Here is an 18,235-nt window from a genome sequence, read left to right on the forward strand (position 1 = left end):
TCTCTAGGACAGGACAGAGAACATGTGTGGAGCACAGATCGGCGGGCCCGACCTCGCGACGCTGAAGCCCGGTGAGACCGCCATCCAGGGTCAGATCACCAAGGACGGCGAGCCGGTGTCCGGCTACGTCCGCCTGCTGGACTCGACCGGCGAGTTCACCGCGGAGGTCCCGACCTCGGCGACCGGCCAGTTCCGCTTCTACGCCGCCACCGGCTCCTGGACGCTGCGGGCGCTCGTCCCGGGTGCCCAGGCGGACCGTGCCGTGGTCGTCGCCGAGGCCGGCGGCGTGACGGACGTGGCGATCGCGGTCTGAGCACCGCACATGTGATCGCCTGATCGAACGGCCGAAGGGCCGCACCCCCGGGGGTTGGACGCCACTGGAACGGGGTGCGGCCCTTCGTGCCGTCCGCGCCCTTGCGCGCGGGGGCGCCGGACCTACGCTGGAGGCATGTACGCCCGGCGCCGGCGCGCCTACTTCCTGCTCATGGGCGGATGCCTGGTCCTCTTCGTCTCCGCCTGGGCCGTCGTGCGCCTGTGGTCGGTCGAGGCCGCGGTGGCCATGTGCGTGGTCGCCATGGTCATCCCGCCGGTTGCCGCGATGATCGCCAACCGGCGCGGTCCCGACGACCGCTGGTGGGACGACCCCTCGGGCGATCCGAAGTCCGACGAGTGGTGGGACGAACTGGACGGAAAGCGGCGTCACGAGGACTGAAACCTCACGAGACGAGAATGTGATCTTCGCTCGTACAACTGCTCCGCCGCGGTGTGGGTCAAGGGGTACGCGCGGGTAACCAACCCGCGCCTGCAGTCCTGTGGGGGACCCCTTTGGAACACGAACAGACCATCCCGGAGCAGCGGAATGAGGGGGAGAGTGCACCGGAGCCGGACACTTCGGTCCCGCGCCGCCGGGTGGGGCGCACGGCTCTCCTGATCGCGGGCGCGGCCGCGCTCGGCGTCGTCGCCGGGACGGTCACCGGCTACGCGGTCCAGTACCACCGCGAGCCCACCCCGCTGCCGCCGCTGGCCCAGCAGAAGATGGCCGCGCCGCAGCCGCAGGCGATGAGCGACGCCACGACCCGGCGCTCGATCAACGCCAACCGCTGGCACAAGGCGGACGAGGAACTGGCCAAGAAGCTGCTGGACGTTCCGGGCGGAGCGAAGACCGAGTTCTCGGGCAGCTCTTCCGTCGACATGTTCTCCGCGGGGTACTTCGAGGATGCCTCGGGCGGTCTCGGCGGCCTCATCTCCAGCCGGGTCCAGAGCCTCGCCAGCGCGCAGTGGTCCGAGTCCGACCGGAACTTCGTCGAGATCAACCTGCTCCAGTTCCACGACCGCGACGGAGCCGAGGACTTCCAGAAGGGCATCGAGGACTACATGCCCACCAAGAAGTTCGCGGGCAACGCGGGCAAGAAGGTCCCGGGTGTTCCCGAGGACTTCGGGCACCTGTGGATCGACTCGAAGGCGCACGAGGAGCCCGGCTACCACCCGCTCCTGGGGGCCCGTGCCGTCGTCCGGCGCGGCGACATCGTGATGAGCGTCGAGTACACGAACAACCGCGGCGAGATCGACGAGAACGCCCTGGTCGAGCTGGTCAAGCGACAGATGGAGCGGCTGTGAGCGAGCAGCAGAACGTGACCGAGGCCAAGACGGAGGCCGTGACCGAGGCCCCGACCGAGGCCCCGACCGAGGCCCCGACCGAGGCCCCGACCGAGGCCCCGACCGAGGCCGACGCGGCGGCCCAGCCCGGGCAGGAGCAGCCGCAGGCCGCCGCCGGTCCCGCGCCCAAGGCGAACCGCAAGGTGGTCAAGCTGGTGGCGGCGGCCGTGGGTGTCGTCGTTCTCGTGGGCGCCGGCGTCGGCGCCGCGGCCGCGCTCGCGGACGCGGACCGGACCTCGCCGACGCGGTACTGGATGGCGGAGGACCACACGACGGGCGGCACCCAGGCCCCCGTGCCGGCCGTGCCCCCGAACGCGCTCACGGGCAAACTGCTGCCGCTGCCCGACAACTACTGGCCCGGCCCCGACATCGACAAGGAAGGCAACTACTACTTCCTGTCGGGCGAGCGGGCGCTGGAGAGCTTCAAGGAAGCCCGTACGGGTCTGTCCAGCAGCGAGCGCGCCGAGCGGGACAAGGCCCTCGCCGACCTGAAGCTCAAGGGCCTGGCCGGACGCAGCTACTCCCGCAAGGACGGGGACGGGAACGCGACCGCCGAGATCGAGCTCCTCCAGGCCGACCCCGCGGAGCTCGCCAAGTTCGGTGAGTTCACCAACAAGCTCATCGAACTCGTCGGCACCGGCGGCGAGGCGCCGAAGGTGGACGGCTACCCCAAGGCCAAGTGCTCGGTGGACCCCATCGTCATCGAGAAGGAGGGCAAGAAGAAGGAAAAGATCGAAGCCCTCGACTGCCTGGCCGTCGAGGGAGACGTCATGGTGAGTTTCCGGATGTACGGGACCGAGGGATTCGCGGTGAAGGACGCCGTGGGCCTCTTCAAGCAGCAACTCGACCACCTCAAGTCCCCCGGAGAGTCCGCGTGAGCGAGCAGACCGACACCGCCGCCGTACCCACGCCCGAGGCCGAGCCCACGCCCGCACCCGCGCCCGCCCCGGAGGCGGCCGAGGCGGCCACCGAGGTCGCCGAGGCCCCGGAAGCCCCCGAGGCCCCGGAGGTTGTGACCGAGGCCGTGACCGTGACCGAGGCCGAGGCCGAGGCCGAGGCCGTGACCGAGCCCAACGTCTGGGCTGCCCCGCCCGCCCCGCCCAAGGACCGGCGGGGGCTGTTCGCCGCCCTGCGCTGGACCGCCGCCGTCGCCGTCTTCGCCGCCGTCGGCACGGGGGTCGCGTACGGGATCACCCAGCCCGAGCGCACCGACATCCCCGGCCTGTCCACGGAGGACGACGGCCGCTGGACGTTCCCGGTGCTGTCCCGGCCCGCGCTGCCCGCCGGCGCCCCGGTGCCCCAGGGCCCGGACAACAAGGACGGGACGCACTACGCGCCGCTCACCGGCCTGCTCCTGCCCGCTCCCGAGGGCGCCAAGGCCGACGACGCGGTCAAGGCGGACAAGGACGGGGTGGTGTCGGCCGACGCCTTCCTGGAGGAGTACACGCCCGAGGCCCGCGAGAAGCTGAAGCAGTCCATGGAATGGGACGGGCTGCGGCAGATCGCCGGCCGGGGCTGGACGACGCCGGACGGCACGCGGACGCACGTGTACCTGCTGCGCTTCCACTCGTCGGGCTTCGTGGACGCGTTCAAGGGCTGCGACACCAACGCACGGTTCAACGGCGTTTCGGCCCTGGATCTGGACGACGTCTGGAACAAGGCCAAGAACACGCAGATGAACAGCACCACGCTGGACTTCCCGGGGGCGGCCAACTTCGACGGCACCGACCTCAGCGTGTACCAGGAAGTGAAGCCCTTCCTCGGCGAGGAGCAGACCAAGATCGGGTGCCTCCGGACGGGTGATGTCCTGGGCATGGTCATCCAGACCCGCAAGGGCGAGGTGGCCCCCGTCACCTTCCACCAGTCGGTGATCCTGCAGAGCCAGCTGCTGAGCTGACCGCCGGGCCGGAACCGGCCCCGGACCGGGGCCGGACCGGGGCCGGACCGGGGCTTCGGGCCACCTCACACAGTGCGCCCGGCCCCGGGCCAGTAGGCTGGGGAACCGGCCCGTACCCCCCGAACGAATTCCGAGGAGCACCCCGTGCTTGAGGCAGTCTTCACCTCCCTGCTGGTCCTGGTCTGCGTCGGCGTCATGGCCTTCACCGGCCTGGCCGTCAAGAAGCTGTACCAGGGTCAGCGCTGAGCATCCGCCCAGCAGACCGCCCCGGAACCCCTCCGACAGATCGCCTGAGCAGCCATTCATGATCCAGATCCCGTCCGACCTGAACCCGGGCCTCGTCCCCCTCGCCTTCCTCCTCGGCAACTGGGAGGGTGCGGGAGTCTTCGACTTCCCCGGTGAGGAGAAGTGCAACTTCGGCCAGGAAGTCGTCTTCAGCCACGACGGCCGGGACTTCCTGGAGTACACCTCCCACACCTGGGTCCTCGACGCCGAGGGCAACAAGGTGCGCCCGCTGGAGTCCGAGTCGGGCTACTGGCGCATCGACAAGGACCGCAAGGTCGAGATCGTCATGGTCCGTGACCAGGGCGTCGTCGAGGTCTGGTACGGGGAGCTCGCCGACCGGAAGCCCCAGATCGACCTGGTCACCGACGCGGTCGCCCGTACTGCGGCCTCCGGCCCGTACAGCGGCGGCAAGCGGCTCTACGGCTACGTGAAGAGCGACCTCATGTGGGTCGGCGAGAAGGCGACCCCGGACGTCGAGCTGCGTCCGTACATGTCGGCCCAGCTGAAGAAGGTCGTCACGCCCGAGGAGGTCGCCGAGATGGCGCGCAACCTCCCGGACATGCCGGACGACGGCATCGCCTTCTTCCGCTGAGTCCACAGGCTGCACGCAAGGCTGTACTCAAGGCTGTACGCAAGGCTGTGCGAAAGGGGACCGCGGGATCGCCCGCGGTCCCCTTCGCGCGCATACACTGGCCGGGTGGGGAGCAGCGTGGACACCGAAAGCTCTGACTGGAAGAGCGACCTGCGGCAGCGCGGATACCGGCTGACACCGCAGCGCCAGCTCGTGCTCGAAGCGGTCGACGCCCTGGAGCACGCCACCCCGGACGAGATCCTCGCCGAGGTGCGCAAGACCGCCTCCGGGGTCAACATCTCGACCGTCTACCGCACCCTGGAGCTCCTGGAGGAGCTCAAGCTCGTCTCGCACGCCCACCTCGGGCACGGGGCGCCCACCTACCACCTCGCCGACCGGCACCACCACATCCACCTGGTCTGCCGCGACTGCGCCGAGGTCATCGAGGCGGACGTGGACATCGCCGCCGAGTTCACGGCGAAGCTCCGCACCACCTTCGGCTTCGAGACCGACATGAAGCACTTCGCGATCTTCGGTCTGTGCCGCAAGTGCGCCGCCAAGCAGCGTGCCGCTCAGGCGTAGCAGGGTCGTACGCTTGGTCCCATGACCAGCAGCCCCTTGCTCCATCTCCCCGGCGCCGTACCGGCCGAAGGCCGTGACGAGGGCGTCGCCGCCCACTACGGCGAGCTGTACGGCGAACAGCGCGCCCTCGCGGAGGGGCGCGGCTTCGTCGACCTCTCGCACCGCGGAGTCGTCACCGTCAGCGGACCGGAACGCCTGAGCTGGCTGCACCTGCTGCTCACCCAGCACCTCACCGAGCTGCCCGCCGGGCAGGCCACCGAGGCGCTGATCCTCTCCGCCAACGGGCACATCGAGCACGCGCTCTACCTCGTCGACGACGGCGAGACCACATGGGCGCACGTGGAGCCGGGCACCCAGGGCGAGCTGATCGCCTACCTGGAGTCCATGAAGTTCTTCTACCGTGTCGAAGTCGCCGACCGCACCGAGGAGTTCGCGGTCGTGCACCTGTCGGCCGGCTCCATCGCCGAGGTCGCCCAGGATAAGGAGCACATCGTCCGGGAGACCGCGTACGGCCGGGACGTCTTCCTGCCCCGCGCCGAGCTGGAGTCCTTCGCCGCCGCGCACGGCCCGGCCGCGGGCCTGCTCGCGTACGAGGCCCTGCGCGTCGAGGCGCACCGGCCGCGGCTCGGCCAGGAGACCGACCACCGCACCATCCCGCACGAGCTGGGCTGGATCGGCACCGCCGTGCACCTGCAGAAGGGCTGCTACCGCGGCCAGGAGACGGTCGCCCGCGTCCACAACCTGGGGAAGCCCCCGCGCCGCCTGGTCTTCCTGCACCTGGACGGCTCGGAGGTGCTGCTCCCGGCGCACGGCACCCCGGTGCGGCTCGCCTCGGACGGGGAGGAGGGCCGTCAGCTGGGCTTCGTGACCACGGCTGTCCGCCACCACGAGCTGGGCCCGATCGCGCTCGCGCTGGTCAAGCGGAACGTGCCGGTCGACGCGCCGCTGCTGGCCGGGAAGACGGCCGCCGCGCAGGAGGTCGTCGTAGCGCCCTGACCGCTGAGGTCGGAGGTCTCAGCTGCTGTCCCGGCTGCTGTCCCGGCTGCCTCAGATGTCGATGACGATGGTGAACGGGCCGTGATTGGTCAGCGAGACCCGCATGTCCGCGCCGAACCGGCCCGTCTCCACCGTCGCACCCAGCGCGCGCAGCTGCGCCACGACCTCGTCGACCAGCGGCTCGGCCACCGGGCCGGGCGCCGCCGCGTTCCAGGTGGGGCGGCGGCCCTTGCGGGCGTCGCCGTAGAGCGTGAACTGGGAGATCACCAGCAGCGGTGCGCCGTTGTCGCTGCAGGACTTCTCGCCCTCCAGGATCCGTACGGACCAGAGTTTGCGGGCCAGCAGCTCCGCCTTCTCCGGGGTGTCGTCGTGGGTCACCCCCACCAGCACGCACAACCCCTCGCCGACGATCTCGCCCACGGTCTCGCCGCCCACGACGACGCTCGCGCCGTCCACCCTCTGCACCACTGCTCGCATACCACCTGTGTACCAGGCTTGCACCCGTCCGGGGCCGATCGGGTGGACTGGGACTGCGTGGGGGCCACGGGGAGTGGCACGATGCACACAGGCGGTGCGGGTGCGCCGCACCGGTCGAGGGGACGGACCCGTTCGTATGAATACTTCTGGTACCTCCGTACCTGCATCACCCGCTTCCGTCGCAGCTGCCGCGGTAAGACCGCCCGCGCAGCGCACGGCCGAGACGCAGGGGCCGCCGAGCCCGACCACCGCACTCGGACTGCCGGAACTGCGCGCGCTGCGCCGTGACGCGCAGCGCGACGAGGCCGATCTGAGCTACGTGCGCAGACTGCTCCAGGGCCGCATCGACATCCTGCGGGCGGAGCTGGCCCGGCGGACGGACACCGAGACGCCGGTGGTGGACCGGCTCTCGGTGATCCTCGCCGACGCCCCCTCCAGCCGCAGCGCCTCCGCCCGGCACGTCACGCTCGGCACCCCGCACAGCGAGGAGTACCGGCTGCTGGCCGCGGAGATGCTGTCCGACGTGGAGCTCTCGGACCTGGGCGCCCGTACGGACGGCGAACTGCACGACGGGATGGGGCGGCTGGTGCGGTACGAGCAGCAGGTCTCGCGCCGCCGCCAGCAGCTCCAGCGCACGGTGGACGACTGCACTGCGGAGATCACCCGGCGCTACCGGGAGGGTGAGGCGCAGGTGGACGACCTGCTGGCGTAGAAATTCGGGCGACCGGCGGCGGTCGGCAGATTAGCGTGGGCGGCTATGAGTGCTGACGTCCGGCCGATCGCCGAATCCGAACTCCCCGACTGGGTGCGCGCCGTGCACACCGGTTTCCTGACCACCTCTCGGGTGACCGAGGCCGACATAACCCTGCGCGCCAAGTACAGCGACTTCTCCCGGATGCAGGGGGCGTTCGACCCTGACAGCGGTCGCTGCGTGGCCGCCCTGCGCTCCTTCCCGCAGGAGCTGACCGTGCCCGGCGGGGCGGCCGTCCGCGCCACCGCGATCTCCAATGTGGGCGTGCTGCCCACCCACCGCCGTCAGGGCCTGCTGACCCGGATGATGGCCGCCGAGTTCGCTGCGGCGGAGGCGCGCGGCGACGCGCTCGCGACGCTGGTCGCCGCCGAGTACCCGATCTACGGGCGGTACGGGTTCGGGCCCGCCACCTCCCTCGTGGAGTGGGAGATCGACGTAGCGCGCACCGGGCTCGACCGGCGGCTGTCGGCGCCCGTGGACGGCGGGCGGATCGAGCTGGTGGACGTCGAGGAGCTGCGGCGGGTGGGGCCCGAGCTGCACGAGCGGCTGCGGGCGCGCACGCCGGGGGCCGTGGACCGGGACGAGCGCTGGTGGAGCATGGCGACCGGCCTGGAGCAGTGGTCGTACCGCCCCTACCAGGACAAGTTCCACGCCGTGTACCGGACGGCGGACGGGGAGGTGGCCGGCCTCGCCGTCTACAGCGCCGACGACCACTGGACGGACGCGAAGGTTCCGCAGAACACCGTGCAGGTCAGGGACCTGCTGGCGGTCACCCCGCAGGCGGAGCGGGCGCTGTGGCAGTTCCTGTGCTCGATCGACTGGGTGCTGAAGGTCCGCACCGGTTACCGGGCCCCCGACGACCTCGCCCCGCAGGTGCTGCCCGACCCGCGCTCGGCCCGGCTCGTCTCCGCCGCGGACTTCATGTGGGTGCGGGTGCTGGACGTCGTACGGGCGCTGGGCGCGCGGACGTACGAGGTGCCCGGGGTGCTCGTCCTGGAGGTCACGGACGGGACGGGGCCGGCGGCCGGCCGCTACCGGCTGGACGCGGGCACCGGCGTGTGCGAGCGGACCGAGGCGGCGGCGGACCTGCGGCTGGACGTGGCCGAGCTGGGCTCCTTGTACCTGGGGGACGCGTCCGCGGTGCGGCTGGCCGCGCTGGGGAGGGTCACGGAGGAACGGCCGGGGGCGGCCGCGCTGGCGGACGCGGTGTTCCGCACCGCGCGCCGCCCGTGGTGCCCGGACGTCTTCTGACCGCCTTGGACGCCTGCGAACCGATTGCCGAGAACCGAGGACTGAGCTCTTTGACATCACTTGTGGAATCCCTGCGCGCGGCGGGCTGCGTCTTCGCGGAGGAGGAGGCGGAGCTCCTGACCGGGGCCGCCACCGACGCGGACCATCTGGCGGGGCTGCTGGCCCGCCGGGTGGGCGGCGAACCGCTGGAACACGTCGTCGGCTGGGCGGAGTTCTGCGGGCTGCGCATGGAGGTCGGCGCGGGGGCCTTCGTACCGCGCCGGCGCACCGAGTTCCTGGTGCGGGAGGCGGTGGCACTGGCCCGGCCCGGCGCGGTGGTGCTGGACCTGTGCTGCGGGGTCGGCGCCCTGGGCGCGGCGGTGGCCGCGCAACTGCCGGGCGGCGTGGAGCTGCACGCGGCGGACATCGACCCGGCGGCACTGGAGTACGCGCGGCGCAACGTGGCCCCGTACGGCGGGCAGGTGTGGGAGGGCGACCTGTACGCGGCGCTCCCGTCCTCGCTGCGCGGCCGGGTGGACGTGCTGGTGGTCAACGCCCCGTACGTGCCGACGGAGGAGATCGTCCTCATGCCGTCGGAGGCGCGGGACCACGAGCCGCTGGTCTCCCTGGACGGCGGGGCCGACGGCCTGGACATCCACCGCCGGGTGGCGGCGGGGGCTCTGCCCTGGCTGGCCCCGGGCGGCCACCTGCTGATCGAGACGAGCGCCCGCCAGTGCCCGTCGACGGCCTCGGCCCTGACCTCGGCGGGCCTCGCGGTCCGGGCGGTGACCTCGGAGGAGCTGTACGCGACGGTGGTCATCGGTACGGCCTGACGCGGCCAGGCGGGCCTTCGCGGGGGCCCGCACCCCGGAGTGAACCCGCCGCGGGCCGGATCCCCGACCGGCCACCTGCCGGAGGTACGGCTCTCGGTCCCGTAGGGGGTGTCTTGGGCTACCCCGCCCCGAGCAGCGGGGCGAGCGGGTCCCGGGCGAGCGGGACCGGTGCGGCCAGGGCCTCGTCGTAGGCGGGGCGCGGGAAGACGTACGGGCCCAGGGGCAGTTCGCCCCACTCCGGCCGGTGGATCTGGTAGAAGCCGGACCAGGTGACCTCGCTCTCCGTCACACGGACCATGGCGAGCAGGGGCCAGCAGGCGTCGATCCCGCAGGAGCAGCTCAGAAGGCACAGGGCGCCGGTGTGGTGGTCGCGGAGCTCCGGTGGCGCCTCGCCCAGGAAGTGGGCCCGGGCACGGGCGCCGTCGGCGTCGTCGTCCACGTGCAGCGGGGCGTGCTGGCGCAGCAGGAACTCGTCGCGCTCCTGCGGGGTGTCGTCGTCCTCGTCGAGCTCCCGGCTCCAGAGCGCGCGCGTCGCCTCCGCGACGAGGACGCGCAGGTCGGTGCCGTCGATGCGGATGCCCCAGGCGGTGAGGTGCGGGAAGTCGGGGTGGGGGTGGCGCAGGAACTCCACCCGGTGCGGCACGGGCGGGACGGTCGGCAGACTCATGCGCCCCATCCTGTGGCGGCCGCCCGACCGGATCCACCGAGTATTGCCGCGGCGGGGGCGGGGACGGGGGCGGGGACGGGGCAGCGATTAGGGTCTCGACCGTGCCTCACCTCGAAATATCCGACCTCATCACCGCCACGGACCCGCGCAGCGGAGCGCGCCTGCCCGTGCGCCGGGGTGGGGTGGTGCGCCGGCTCCGTGAGGCCGGGGACCGGCGCGCCGCACGCATCGTCGCCGCGCTGCCCGCCGACCGGCACGACGTGCTGGACCCGCTCGCCGTGGACCGGCTCATGATCGGCGTGCGCACCGAACTGCAGCGGCTCAGCGAGGAACTGCTGCGGCCGCTGGTGGTGACCGCCGCCTGTGCCGGCGCCTCGTACGCGGGGGTGTGCCCGCGCTCCTGGTGGGCGTGGTGGCGGGCGCCGCGGTGCTGTGTGTCGAGCCGCTCGTGCACCGCCACTGGTACGCCGTTCCGCGAGATCGTTCGTGGTCTTGACCCCGACACCGACAGCCCGGAGGAGACGAGTTGATCACCGAGTACCAGCAGAAGCTGCGTGAGCGCTACATCGCCGCCCGCGTCATGCCGGCTCCGGAGCCGTGGCAGCCGGTGCTGGACCGCAGGACCCCCATCGGGGGGCTGCTCGGCATTGGCTTCGCCGTCGATCCCGACAGCGGGCACGACCTCGTCATGGTCGTGTCCGGTGACGGCCATGGACTCTTCGACGCGGTCACCGGCGAGAAGATCGCCCGCGACCGGGATCCCGACCCCGAAACGAGCACCCCCGACGCCCACCCGGACCTCGCCTGCCCCGGGCTCGGCCCGATCGAGGACACGCCGGTGCGCATTGCCGGGCTCTTCGGCGGCGGCCTGCACAGCACCACACCGGACGGCTGGACCCTCGGCGTCGTCCGCCCCGAGTGGCCCCACGACCGCGTCATCCTCTCCGCCGACGGCGGGTCCCACAAAGGCCCGGCGGGAGGGACGTGGTGGCACGTCTTCCACTCCGAGTACTCGGAACTCCGCGCAGCCGGGTTCTCTCCCTCCGGCCTGACGCTGGCGGTCGCCACCAGCAGCGACCTCACCCTCTGGACCCGGCCCGAGCTCCACTTCAACGACTGAGTGTGACTCGCGGCGGTAGTTGTCACCACACCGACGTACGCGCGAGTCGGTGACCTGGATCGTCGTACAGGCGCCGGTGGTCCTCGACCGACGCGAGCGTCCGGGCGGTGACAGTTCGCGCTGCTGTCGGGCGGCCCGGGAACGTCAGTGGTGGGCGGCAGCGGAAATGTCAGTAGCTCGGACAATGTGAGGACAGGGGCGCTGCCGACTCAGACGGATTCCGCCCGCATGTCAGAGAAGACCCTGCCCAGCGCGGCGTCCTGATCCCGGGGCGCGCTGTCGGAGAATGCCGCCCAGGCCCGGTCGAGGTCGTCGCGCCGGAAGGGGCGGGGCACTTGGGGGGTCAGCCTGATGACCATCGGCGGGGCCCCCGCCTGCTCGTACGCGGCGAGCTTGTGGTGCCCGTCGAGGAGGTAACCCACCCGGCTTTCGGCGGTAGGGAACAGCACGACCAGCGCCGGCAGGTCGCCGCCGGCGCGGATGTGGTCGCGGTAGCGGCGCACCGCCCTGTGGTCGTGGGGCGGCCACGCGCCGGTGGTCACCAGCGCGAGCTCCTCGTCGGCGTACCAGCCGTGGACCTGGAGGGCGCGCGGGTGGACCACCCGCAGGTGGTGCGGAGCGACCGCGGCCGTCATCACGTACCGCCCGGAGGCGAGCAGCGACAGCAGCGGGCGCAGACATTCCGGATCCGGTGGCTCGGCCTGGCCGGTGCGCGGATCGGGCACGAGGCCGGGGGCGCTGAGCCACTCGGTGAGGTACTTGACCTCGCAGAGCCCGGGGCCGCCCGTGCCCGCACGGGCTGCCAGCCAGCCCACGCTTCCGCAACCGTCGTTGGCTTCCAGAAACACCGGATCGCCGGCCATCAGGAGCAGGCTGCCACCCTCGTCGCCTGTCACTTCGATGACGCCGTGTCCGTCGGGCACGTCGAAGGACACGGAGGGGGGAGGCGGCGGTGGTCGTCTGATCATTTGCCGATCCTATGAGCGGCTGCCCGTGCCGCACCGGACAGAGAGAACGCCGGACTCCTCACCGTCACCACCGACGGCGACACCGTCCCGGCCGGCGAAGTCCACTACAGCCTCCGCGCCATCGACACCGGCGACGTCAATCCCTGCTGACACACCTCATGTCGCCGACCACTGACACCTCCTGTCGTCAGCCACTGACATCCGTCGGCTCTGGCACAACTTCTGTGGACCTGGCGCGATGCGGCAGGTCCGTGCGCTGGACCAAGTCCAGGTCGGCTGCAGTGCCGACGGGATTCGAACCCGCGGACAGATGGGAGCAGGTCCGCTCCGTCTCCGTCCGTCGCCGTGGGAGGGACCTCGCCCACGTCGATCGCAATGGGCCGCTCTGCCACGGCACTGCAACCTGCGGGAATGCGCGCGCTCCCGCTGCGACTCAGGGTAGAGACACCGTTCGCTGCGGACGAATCTTTATCCGGGAAGCCGGAGACCACTGCCATGGGTCCACAGAAGTTGTGCCAGAGCCCATCCGTCTGTCGTCCGGCAGCTGCGAGGTGACAGCTATCGCGAGCAGTCACACTGAGCGGAACTCGCCGGGTGGGAGATGTTGCTAGCGATGCGCTTGCAATAGTTAGCAAGGTCGGGCAGGATCTGAGCATGGCATCGCTCAACGTCGGAAATCTCGGCGAGTACCTCCGTGAGCAGCGTCGGCAGGCTCAGCTTTCGCTGCGGCAGCTGGCCGAGCAGGCGGGGGTGTCGAATCCGTACCTGAGCCAGATCGAGCGCGGGCTGCGCAAGCCGAGCGCGGACATCCTGCAGCAGCTGGCCAAGGCGCTGCGGATCTCCGCGGAGACGCTGTACGTGCAGGCCGGGATCCTGGATGAGCGGGACCCGGACGAGGTGGAGACGCGAGCCGTCATACTCGCCGACCCGTCGATCAACGAGCGGCAGAAGCAGGTGCTGCTCCAGATCTACGAGTCGTTCCGCAAGGAGAACGCGCTCGATGCGCCCTCCGACGAGATGCCGTCGAAGACGAACTGAAGTTGATCCGGGAGGACCAGCACATGGCCATCGCCGATGACCTGAAGAAGACCCTCACCGACCCCACTCCCCTCTACTTCGCCGCCGGCACCGCCGACCTGGCCGTGCAGCAGGCCAAGAAGGTGCCCGACCTGATCGAGCAGCTGCGCGCCGAGGCTCCCGCGCGCATCGAGGCCGTGAAGAACACGGACCCGAAGGCTGTGCAGGATGCGGTCACCGCCAAGTTCGCCGAGGTGCTCGGCGCGATCGACCCGAAGAAGCTCGGGGAGACCGCCCAGGACCTGGCGCTGCGCGGTGTCGGCGTGGCCGCCGAGTACGCGGTGCGCGCCAAGGAGACGTACGACAAGGTCGCCGTGCACGGCGAGCAGGCCGTGCGGAACTGGCGGGGCGAGTTCTCCGCCGAGATCGTCGACATCGCCGTGGCCGTCGAGCCCGAGGCGGAGCCGGCGGCCGAGCCGGCCTCGGAGCCGGTGGCCGCGGCCGCCGGCGAGGAGAAGCCCGTCGCGAAGAAGACCCCCGCGCGCAAGACCACGGCCAAGAAGGCCGTGGTCACGGCGGACGACGCGAGCTGAAGCGCAGCCGCATGAGCGACGGCGGGCCGGGCACCCTTCAGGTGCCCGGCCCGTTGTGGTTCATGAAGGGGCCTGTGCCGGTAGCGTGGAGTCGGGCGACATCGGAAGTGCGAAGCAGAAGCTGAGAAGGCGGTCGAAGCGATGTTGATGGAAGGGTTCGATCGAGGCGTGATCCCGTTCCTCGGGCTCGTCATGCTGGTGCTCGCCGTCGTGGCCTTCGTGTTCGCCCTGGTGGCGCGGGAGGACGCGTACCGGGCGGCCGACAAGCAGAGCAAGACCTTCTGGCTGGTCATCCTCGGCGTCACCGTGGCCGTGGACTTCTTCCTGGGGATGCTGTTCCTGCAGATCGCCGGTCTCGTCGCGACCATCGTGTTCTTCGTCGACGTACGCCCGGCCCTCAAGCAGGTCTCGGGCGGTGGCGGCCGGCGCGGCGGCAGCAGCAGCGACGGGCCGTACGGGCCCTACAACGGCGGACGGTAGGCGCGCTGCGGCCGTAGCCGTAGCCGTAGCCGTAGCCGGAGCCCTGGCCGGAGCCGTAGCTCTGGCCGTAGCCGTAGCCCTGGCCGGAGCCGTGGCGGCGCCGGAGCGCGGCGGGCTCAGCCCTCGGCGCGGGAGAGCAGGACCACGGCCACGTCGTCGGTCAGCTCGCCGCCGTTGAGCCGGCGGGCCTCGGTGACGGAGGCCTCCAGCAGGCCCTCACCGCTCAGACCGCGGTCCAGGTGGCGGTTGATCATGTCGACCATGCCGTCCTGGCCCAGACGTTCCTTGCCCTCGCCGATGTGGCCCTCGATCAGGCCATCGGTGTAGAGCATCAGACTCCAGGTGCCGCCGAGCTCCACCTGTCGGCGCGGCCAGCGGGCCCGGGGCAGCAGCCCGAGGGCCGGGCCGCTGTTCTCGTACGGGAGCAGCCGCGCGCGGCGGCCCGGCCGGGAGATCAGCGGGGCCGGATGGCCGGCCAGGCACAGACCGGCGCGGCGTCCGTCCGGGGCGATGTCGACCGTGCACAGCGTCGCGAAGATCTCCTCACACGGCCGCTCCACCTCCAGGACCTCCTGGAGGGTGGACAGCAGGTCGTCGCCGCAGAGGCCGGCCAGGGTCAGGGCGCGCCAGGCGATGCGGAGCTCGACGCCGAGCGCGGCCTCGTCGGGGCCGTGGCCGCAGACGTCGCCGATCATGGCGTGGACGGTGCCGTCGGGGGTGCGGACGGTGTCGTAGAAGTCACCGCCGAGCAGGGCCCGGCTGCGGCCGGGGCGATAGCGGGCGGCGAAGCGGAGGTCGGAGCCGTCCAGGAGGGGCGTGGGGAGCAGGCCGCGTTCCAGCCGGGCGTTCTCCTGGGCGCGCAGTTTCGATTCTGCGAGCTTGTACTGGGCGATGTCCGCCCGTTTTCTCTCCACGGCGTAGCGGATGGCGCGGCTCAGCAGCCGGCCGTCCAGCTCGTCCCGGAAGAGGAAGTCCTGGGCGCCGACCCGGACGGCCTCGGCGGCGCGCTCGGCGTCGTCCTCGCCGGTGAGGACGAGGACGGCATGGCGCGGGGCGATGCGCAGCACCTGGCGGAGGGCGACCAGCTGGTCCACGGCGGTGGTGGTGCCGGTGGCGGTGGCGGTCCCGGCCCCGGTCCCGTTGGCCGGTGCGGTGGCCGAGCCGTTGGCCGCAGCTCCCGGCGTACGGGCGCTGGCGTCCGGGAGGGAGAGGTCGAGGAGGATGCAGTGCACGTCGGGCGTGAGCAGCCGCTCGGCCTCGGTGAGGTTGCGGGCGGTGCGGAGCCGGATGCGGTGGCCGTCCACGTCGAGGATCTCGGGGACGGTGAGGCCGCCTGCCGGGTCGTCCTCGATGACCAGGAGGGTCAGCGGGGTCGTGTGAGGGGTCGCTTGCGCGACGCCCGTGGCGGCTACGGCCGGGGCGGCGGTGTGCAGAACGGCCTGACCGCTCTCCGTGGCCGAGGTGTCCCTCTGCCGCGGTACGGGTACGGGCATCGTCTCCGGTTCCTTCCCTCCCCCCGAGGGTGCGCTCGTCCGGCAGACCCTAGCGGTCCCGGCCCGGCGAATGGAATGCCGTTGTCGGTGAGGGCCTCCGGCATATGCGGTTATCGCGGGGGAAAATCGGCCTCACTGGATGACAAAGGTCACGGCGGGGCCGTGTTCCGTCCCGTCCAGCGAGACGTGTCCGAGCCCCGCCGGGTTGCCTGCGTCACCCGATCCGCCGGACGGGCGGACCCTGGCCGGCGCTCCGCCCCGGACCCGGGTCCTCGTTCGCGGGCCCTCGTACGCCGGTCCTCGTACGCGGGACGGGCCGAAGATTCCGATTCGCCGCCCGCGGCCTCGGACGGGCCGAAGGCGAGGGGCCGTGCCCGGCGGCGGGTCCGGGGCCGCGCCCCGGCACCGCCGCACCCGTATCGCCGAGCGGCCCCGCAGGGGCTACGCGTCGGGGCGGACCACTGCCTTGATCGGCATCGAGCCCGCGCCCGCCATCGTGATGTTCCGGCCGGGGCGCGGGGCGTGGACCATCGCGCCGTCGCCGACGTACATGCCGACGTGGCTGGCGTCGTCGAAGTAGATGATCAGGTCGCCCGGGCGCATGTCCTTCACCGCGACCTTCGGCAGCAGCCGCAGCTGCTCCTGCGAGGTGCGCGGGATGCCCCGGCCCGCCGCCAGCCAGGCCTGGGAGGTCAGCCCGGAGCAGTCGAAGGACCCCGGACCCACGGCGCCCCATTTGTACGGCTTGCCCATCTGGGCGGTGGCGAACTGCACGGCCCGCTTGCCCGCATCCGTGGCCGTGCCGGTGACGTCCTTCATCGCGCCCGTCGACAGCCATGCCGTCTGCGCCTTGTACTGGGCTTCCTGCTCCAGCTGGATCAGCCGGGCCTTCTCCTCGGCCTCCAGCTTGCTCTCCAGCTCCTCCGCGGCCTTGATCTTCTCCTCGATCTGCTTCTTGGACTCCTCCGACTTGACCCGGTTGGCCTCCAGGGTGGTCCAGCGCTCGCTCGCCTCCTGGGCGTAGCGCTGCAAGTCGGCCTGGGTCCGGTCGAGTTCGGAGAGCATGCCCGAGGTGGCCTTCTCGCCCTGGCGCAGCCGGCCCGCCCCGTCGAGGTAGTGGTTCGGGTCGTCGCTCAGCGCCAGCTGGGCGCCCGGCGGCATTCCGCCCGTGCGGTACTGGGCGCGGGCGGCGGCACCCGCCCGGTTCTTCAGAGTGGTGATCCTCTCCTTGCCGGCGACGACGAGCTTGGCGATCTCGACGATCTTGTCCGACTGGGCCTTGGTCTCGGCCTCGGCGAGGTTGTAGGCGTCCGTGGCGGTGCCCGCCTGCCGGTACAGCTCCTCGATCTCCTTGCGGACCTGTTCCAGGGACTTGCCGCCCGGTTCGGGGACGGGCGCGGCCGGAGCCGCCGGGCTCGCCGGCGCCGCCGGAGCCGCGTACGCCATGCCCGTCGCGAGGCCCGGCACCGTCAGTATCGCCATCGTGCACAGCAGCACGAGAGAGCTTGCGCCTCGCCGTTGCCTTGCGGCTCCCATGGTCCCCCCAGGCACCCGAGTCAGACCCCGTATCAGATCTGACTATTCATCAGTAACTTCGCACTGCCATCGGGATGGTGCCACGAGTCGATGAATTCCAACACCCTTGTGGAGGGCGATCCGATCTTGTCCGCTCCAACGGACGCCATTCCTGGCCCCGCACGGTTCAACGGACCACCCCCACACCCGGTTCCCCCGCGCACCGCATTCACCCCACCGGGCGCAACGCCTCCCAGGGCAGCGTCAGTTCCCCCTGCCGCCACCGCCGCGGCCCGTCCACCAGCGGCCAGTCGCCGGCCAGCGCCCGCGCCGTCCGGATCCAGCGCTGCCGCGCCCCGTACGAGGCGTACGGAGCCGCCGCCGCCCACGCCCGGTCGAAGTCGCGCAGGAACGCGTGCACCGGCTCGCCCGGCACGTTCCGGTGGATCAGCGCCTTCGGCAGCCGTTCCGCCAGGTCCGAGGGGCGCTCCAGGGAGCCCAGCCGGGTCGCGAACGTCACCGTGCGCGCCCCCTCCGGGCCCAGCGCCACCCACACGTGCCGCCGCCCGATCTCGTCGCAGGTCCCCTCCACCAGCAGCCCGTCCGGGGCCAGCCGCCCGCACAGCCGCGCCCAGACCTCGGCGACCTGCTCCTCGTCATATTGGCGCAATACGTTCGCCGCGCGGATCAGTGCCGGGCGGGCCCCGCCGTCCAGCGGCACCTCGAAACCGCCGTGCCGGAAGCTCAGCCCCTCCCGCTCGTACGGCTTCGCCCCCGCCACCCGCGCCGGTTCGATCTCGATGCCGACCACCCGCACCCGCGGCGCCGCGTCCCGCAGCCGCGCCAGCAGCTCGACCGCCGTCCAGGGCGCGGCCCCGTAGCCCAGGTCCACCGCGACCGGCGCCTCCGCGCGCCGCAGCGCGGCCCCGTGGGTGGCCGCGATCCAGCGGTCCATCCGGCGCAACCGGTTCGGATTGGTCGTCCCGCGCGTCACCGAGCCCACAGGGCGGCCGGGCGCGCGGCTGGAGGGCGGGGTACTGCGGGAGGCCATGAGCCGAGGGTAAGCGGAGGGCCCGCGCACCGTGAAAACCCCCCGACGCAGCA

At 71.8% G+C, this 18,235-nt stretch carries 22 protein-coding genes and 1 tRNA gene; 16 read left to right on the plus strand and 7 right to left on the minus strand.

Going from position 1 to position 18,235, the window contains the following annotated elements:
• The first annotated feature begins 22 nt into the window (after positions 1-22).
• From ACFY04_RS31060 to ACFY04_RS31095, 8 genes are all read left to right on the plus strand, one after another.
• Entirely contained in the window at positions 23-313 is a 291-nt protein-coding gene (locus ACFY04_RS31060) for a DUF1416 domain-containing protein (protein ID WP_030011783.1), read from the plus strand.
• A 135-nt stretch (positions 314-448) separates the two neighbouring features.
• A complete protein-coding gene (locus ACFY04_RS31065) occupies positions 449-712 on the plus strand; it encodes a DUF3099 domain-containing protein (protein ID WP_052875676.1) in 264 nt (87 codons plus the stop codon).
• A gap of 113 nt (positions 713-825) precedes the next feature.
• A complete protein-coding gene (locus ACFY04_RS31070; protein ID WP_389121824.1) occupies positions 826-1,617 on the plus strand; it encodes a hypothetical protein in 792 nt (263 codons plus the stop codon).
• Entirely contained in the window at positions 1,614-2,534 is a 921-nt protein-coding gene (locus ACFY04_RS31075) for a hypothetical protein (protein WP_389121826.1), read from the plus strand. The genes ACFY04_RS31070 and ACFY04_RS31075 overlap by 4 nt, the downstream gene beginning before the upstream one ends.
• The gene (locus ACFY04_RS31080) at positions 2,531-3,553 is read left to right on the plus strand and encodes a hypothetical protein (RefSeq protein WP_389121827.1); all 1,023 of its coding nucleotides are present in this window, start codon (positions 2,531-2,533) and stop codon (positions 3,551-3,553) included. The genes ACFY04_RS31075 and ACFY04_RS31080 overlap by 4 nt, the downstream gene beginning before the upstream one ends.
• A gap of 304 nt (positions 3,554-3,857) precedes the next feature.
• Positions 3,858-4,430, plus strand: coding sequence for an FABP family protein (locus ACFY04_RS31085; RefSeq protein WP_389121829.1), 573 nt, complete (start codon positions 3,858-3,860; stop codon positions 4,428-4,430).
• 105 nt (positions 4,431-4,535) lie between these two features.
• On the plus strand, positions 4,536-4,991 hold the full coding sequence (locus ACFY04_RS31090) for a Fur family transcriptional regulator (RefSeq protein ID WP_301369596.1): 456 nt from the start codon (positions 4,536-4,538) through the stop codon (positions 4,989-4,991).
• Positions 4,992-5,012: 21 nt separating this feature from the next.
• Entirely contained in the window at positions 5,013-5,987 is a 975-nt protein-coding gene (locus ACFY04_RS31095; protein WP_389121832.1) for a YgfZ/GcvT domain-containing protein, read from the plus strand.
• 51 nt (positions 5,988-6,038) lie between these two features.
• Here the strand turns inward: ACFY04_RS31095 and dtd are convergent, their stop codons facing one another.
• Positions 6,039-6,464: a D-aminoacyl-tRNA deacylase gene (gene dtd / locus ACFY04_RS31100; protein WP_030011201.1), complete on the minus strand. Its 426-nt coding sequence runs from the start codon at positions 6,462-6,464 to the stop codon at positions 6,039-6,041.
• A gap of 136 nt (positions 6,465-6,600) precedes the next feature.
• Here dtd and ACFY04_RS31105 point away from each other — a divergent pair, with 136 nt between their 5' ends.
• Genes ACFY04_RS31105 through ACFY04_RS31115 form a run of 3 tightly spaced genes read left to right on the plus strand, consistent with a single transcriptional unit; the run spans position 6,601 to position 9,278 of the window.
• The gene (locus ACFY04_RS31105; RefSeq protein ID WP_389121834.1) at positions 6,601-7,176 is read left to right on the plus strand and encodes an AmfC protein; all 576 of its coding nucleotides are present in this window, start codon (positions 6,601-6,603) and stop codon (positions 7,174-7,176) included.
• A 45-nt stretch (positions 7,177-7,221) separates the two neighbouring features.
• Complete coding sequence (locus ACFY04_RS31110) at positions 7,222-8,466, plus strand: GNAT family N-acetyltransferase (protein ID WP_389121837.1); 1,245 nt, start codon at positions 7,222-7,224, stop codon at positions 8,464-8,466.
• Positions 8,467-8,507: 41 nt separating this feature from the next.
• On the plus strand, positions 8,508-9,278 hold the full coding sequence (locus tag ACFY04_RS31115) for a putative protein N(5)-glutamine methyltransferase (protein ID WP_389122012.1): 771 nt from the start codon (positions 8,508-8,510) through the stop codon (positions 9,276-9,278).
• Positions 9,279-9,396: 118 nt separating this feature from the next.
• Here ACFY04_RS31115 and ACFY04_RS31120 read toward each other — a convergent pair whose 3' ends face one another.
• Complete coding sequence (locus ACFY04_RS31120) at positions 9,397-9,945, minus strand: hypothetical protein (RefSeq protein WP_389121838.1); 549 nt, start codon at positions 9,943-9,945, stop codon at positions 9,397-9,399.
• 101 nt (positions 9,946-10,046) lie between these two features.
• Between ACFY04_RS31120 and ACFY04_RS31125 the strand changes: the two genes are divergently transcribed.
• Positions 10,047-10,475 (plus strand): hypothetical protein, encoded by a 429-nt coding sequence (locus tag ACFY04_RS31125; protein ID WP_389121840.1) that lies wholly within the window; start codon positions 10,047-10,049, stop codon positions 10,473-10,475.
• Positions 10,472-11,065 (plus strand): hypothetical protein, encoded by a 594-nt coding sequence (locus ACFY04_RS31130; RefSeq protein WP_389121841.1) that lies wholly within the window; start codon positions 10,472-10,474, stop codon positions 11,063-11,065. Before ACFY04_RS31125 ends, ACFY04_RS31130 begins: the two co-directional genes overlap by 4 nt.
• 209 nt (positions 11,066-11,274) lie before the next feature.
• On the opposite strand, the gene ACFY04_RS31135 is transcribed toward ACFY04_RS31130, so the two are convergent.
• Both ACFY04_RS31135 and ACFY04_RS31140 read right to left on the minus strand, forming a co-directional pair.
• Positions 11,275-12,033: a hypothetical protein gene (locus tag ACFY04_RS31135; protein ID WP_389121842.1), complete on the minus strand. Its 759-nt coding sequence runs from the start codon at positions 12,031-12,033 to the stop codon at positions 11,275-11,277.
• Positions 12,034-12,312: 279 nt separating this feature from the next.
• A tRNA-Gly gene (locus ACFY04_RS31140) sits at positions 12,313-12,431 on the minus strand.
• 256 nt (positions 12,432-12,687) lie between these two features.
• Between ACFY04_RS31140 and ACFY04_RS31145 the strand changes: the two genes are divergently transcribed.
• The 3 genes from ACFY04_RS31145 (at position 12,688) to ACFY04_RS31155 (ending at position 14,123) form a co-directional block, all read left to right on the plus strand.
• The gene (locus ACFY04_RS31145; RefSeq protein WP_389121844.1) at positions 12,688-13,071 is read left to right on the plus strand and encodes a helix-turn-helix domain-containing protein; all 384 of its coding nucleotides are present in this window, start codon (positions 12,688-12,690) and stop codon (positions 13,069-13,071) included.
• Positions 13,072-13,094: 23 nt separating this feature from the next.
• Positions 13,095-13,643 carry a hypothetical protein gene (locus ACFY04_RS31150; protein ID WP_389121846.1) on the plus strand — a complete coding sequence of 183 codons (549 nt, stop codon included), beginning with the start codon at positions 13,095-13,097 and terminating at the stop codon, positions 13,641-13,643.
• Positions 13,644-13,784: 141 nt separating this feature from the next.
• Positions 13,785-14,123 carry a DUF2516 family protein gene (locus ACFY04_RS31155; RefSeq protein WP_189734889.1) on the plus strand — a complete coding sequence of 113 codons (339 nt, stop codon included), beginning with the start codon at positions 13,785-13,787 and terminating at the stop codon, positions 14,121-14,123.
• Between the two features lie 116 nt (positions 14,124-14,239).
• Here the strand turns inward: ACFY04_RS31155 and ACFY04_RS31160 are convergent, their stop codons facing one another.
• The 3 genes from ACFY04_RS31160 to ACFY04_RS31170 all read right to left on the minus strand — a co-directional run bounded on the left by ACFY04_RS31160 (position 14,240) and on the right by ACFY04_RS31170 (position 18,182).
• Positions 14,240-15,616 (minus strand): PP2C family protein-serine/threonine phosphatase, encoded by a 1,377-nt coding sequence (locus ACFY04_RS31160; RefSeq protein ID WP_389121847.1) that lies wholly within the window; start codon positions 15,614-15,616, stop codon positions 14,240-14,242.
• A 441-nt stretch (positions 15,617-16,057) separates the two neighbouring features.
• Positions 16,058-17,098, minus strand: coding sequence for an NlpC/P60 family protein (locus ACFY04_RS31165; RefSeq protein ID WP_389121849.1), 1,041 nt, complete (start codon positions 17,096-17,098; stop codon positions 16,058-16,060).
• 262 nt (positions 17,099-17,360) lie between these two features.
• Positions 17,361-18,182, minus strand: coding sequence for a class I SAM-dependent methyltransferase (locus ACFY04_RS31170; protein ID WP_189734895.1), 822 nt, complete (start codon positions 18,180-18,182; stop codon positions 17,361-17,363).
• Positions 18,183-18,235 lie beyond the last annotated feature (53 nt).

Origin of the sequence: Streptomyces sp. NPDC001549, from assembly GCF_042894025.1 — a bacterium.
GTDB classification, from domain to species: domain Bacteria; phylum Actinomycetota; class Actinomycetes; order Streptomycetales; family Streptomycetaceae; genus Streptomyces; species Streptomyces kutzneri.

Excerpts from the sequence above, each read along its gene's own strand:
- ACFY04_RS31135 (WP_389121842.1), bottom strand. The coding sequence starts at position 12,033 with ATGATCAGACGACCACCGCCGCCTCCCCCCTCCGTGTCCTTCGACGTG.
- ACFY04_RS31060 (WP_030011783.1), top strand. The coding sequence starts at position 23 with ATGTGTGGAGCACAGATCGGCGGGCCCGACCTCGCGACGCTGAAGCCC.
- ACFY04_RS31165 (WP_389121849.1), bottom strand. The coding sequence starts at position 17,098 with ATGGCGATACTGACGGTGCCGGGCCTCGCGACGGGCATGGCGTACGCG.
- ACFY04_RS31155 (WP_189734889.1), top strand. The coding sequence starts at position 13,785 with ATGTTGATGGAAGGGTTCGATCGAGGCGTGATCCCGTTCCTCGGGCTC.
- ACFY04_RS31145 (WP_389121844.1), top strand. The coding sequence starts at position 12,688 with ATGGCATCGCTCAACGTCGGAAATCTCGGCGAGTACCTCCGTGAGCAG.
- ACFY04_RS31105 (WP_389121834.1), top strand. The coding sequence starts at position 6,601 with ATGAATACTTCTGGTACCTCCGTACCTGCATCACCCGCTTCCGTCGCA.
- ACFY04_RS31085 (WP_389121829.1), top strand. The coding sequence starts at position 3,858 with ATGATCCAGATCCCGTCCGACCTGAACCCGGGCCTCGTCCCCCTCGCC.
- ACFY04_RS31160 (WP_389121847.1), bottom strand. The coding sequence starts at position 15,616 with ATGCCCGTACCCGTACCGCGGCAGAGGGACACCTCGGCCACGGAGAGC.
- ACFY04_RS31170 (WP_189734895.1), bottom strand. The coding sequence starts at position 18,182 with ATGGCCTCCCGCAGTACCCCGCCCTCCAGCCGCGCGCCCGGCCGCCCT.
- ACFY04_RS31120 (WP_389121838.1), bottom strand. The coding sequence starts at position 9,945 with ATGAGTCTGCCGACCGTCCCGCCCGTGCCGCACCGGGTGGAGTTCCTG.
- ACFY04_RS31110 (WP_389121837.1), top strand. The coding sequence starts at position 7,222 with ATGAGTGCTGACGTCCGGCCGATCGCCGAATCCGAACTCCCCGACTGG.
- ACFY04_RS31095 (WP_389121832.1), top strand. The coding sequence starts at position 5,013 with ATGACCAGCAGCCCCTTGCTCCATCTCCCCGGCGCCGTACCGGCCGAA.
- ACFY04_RS31150 (WP_389121846.1), top strand. The coding sequence starts at position 13,095 with ATGGCCATCGCCGATGACCTGAAGAAGACCCTCACCGACCCCACTCCC.
- dtd (WP_030011201.1), bottom strand. The coding sequence starts at position 6,464 with ATGCGAGCAGTGGTGCAGAGGGTGGACGGCGCGAGCGTCGTCGTGGGC.
- ACFY04_RS31065 (WP_052875676.1), top strand. The coding sequence starts at position 449 with ATGTACGCCCGGCGCCGGCGCGCCTACTTCCTGCTCATGGGCGGATGC.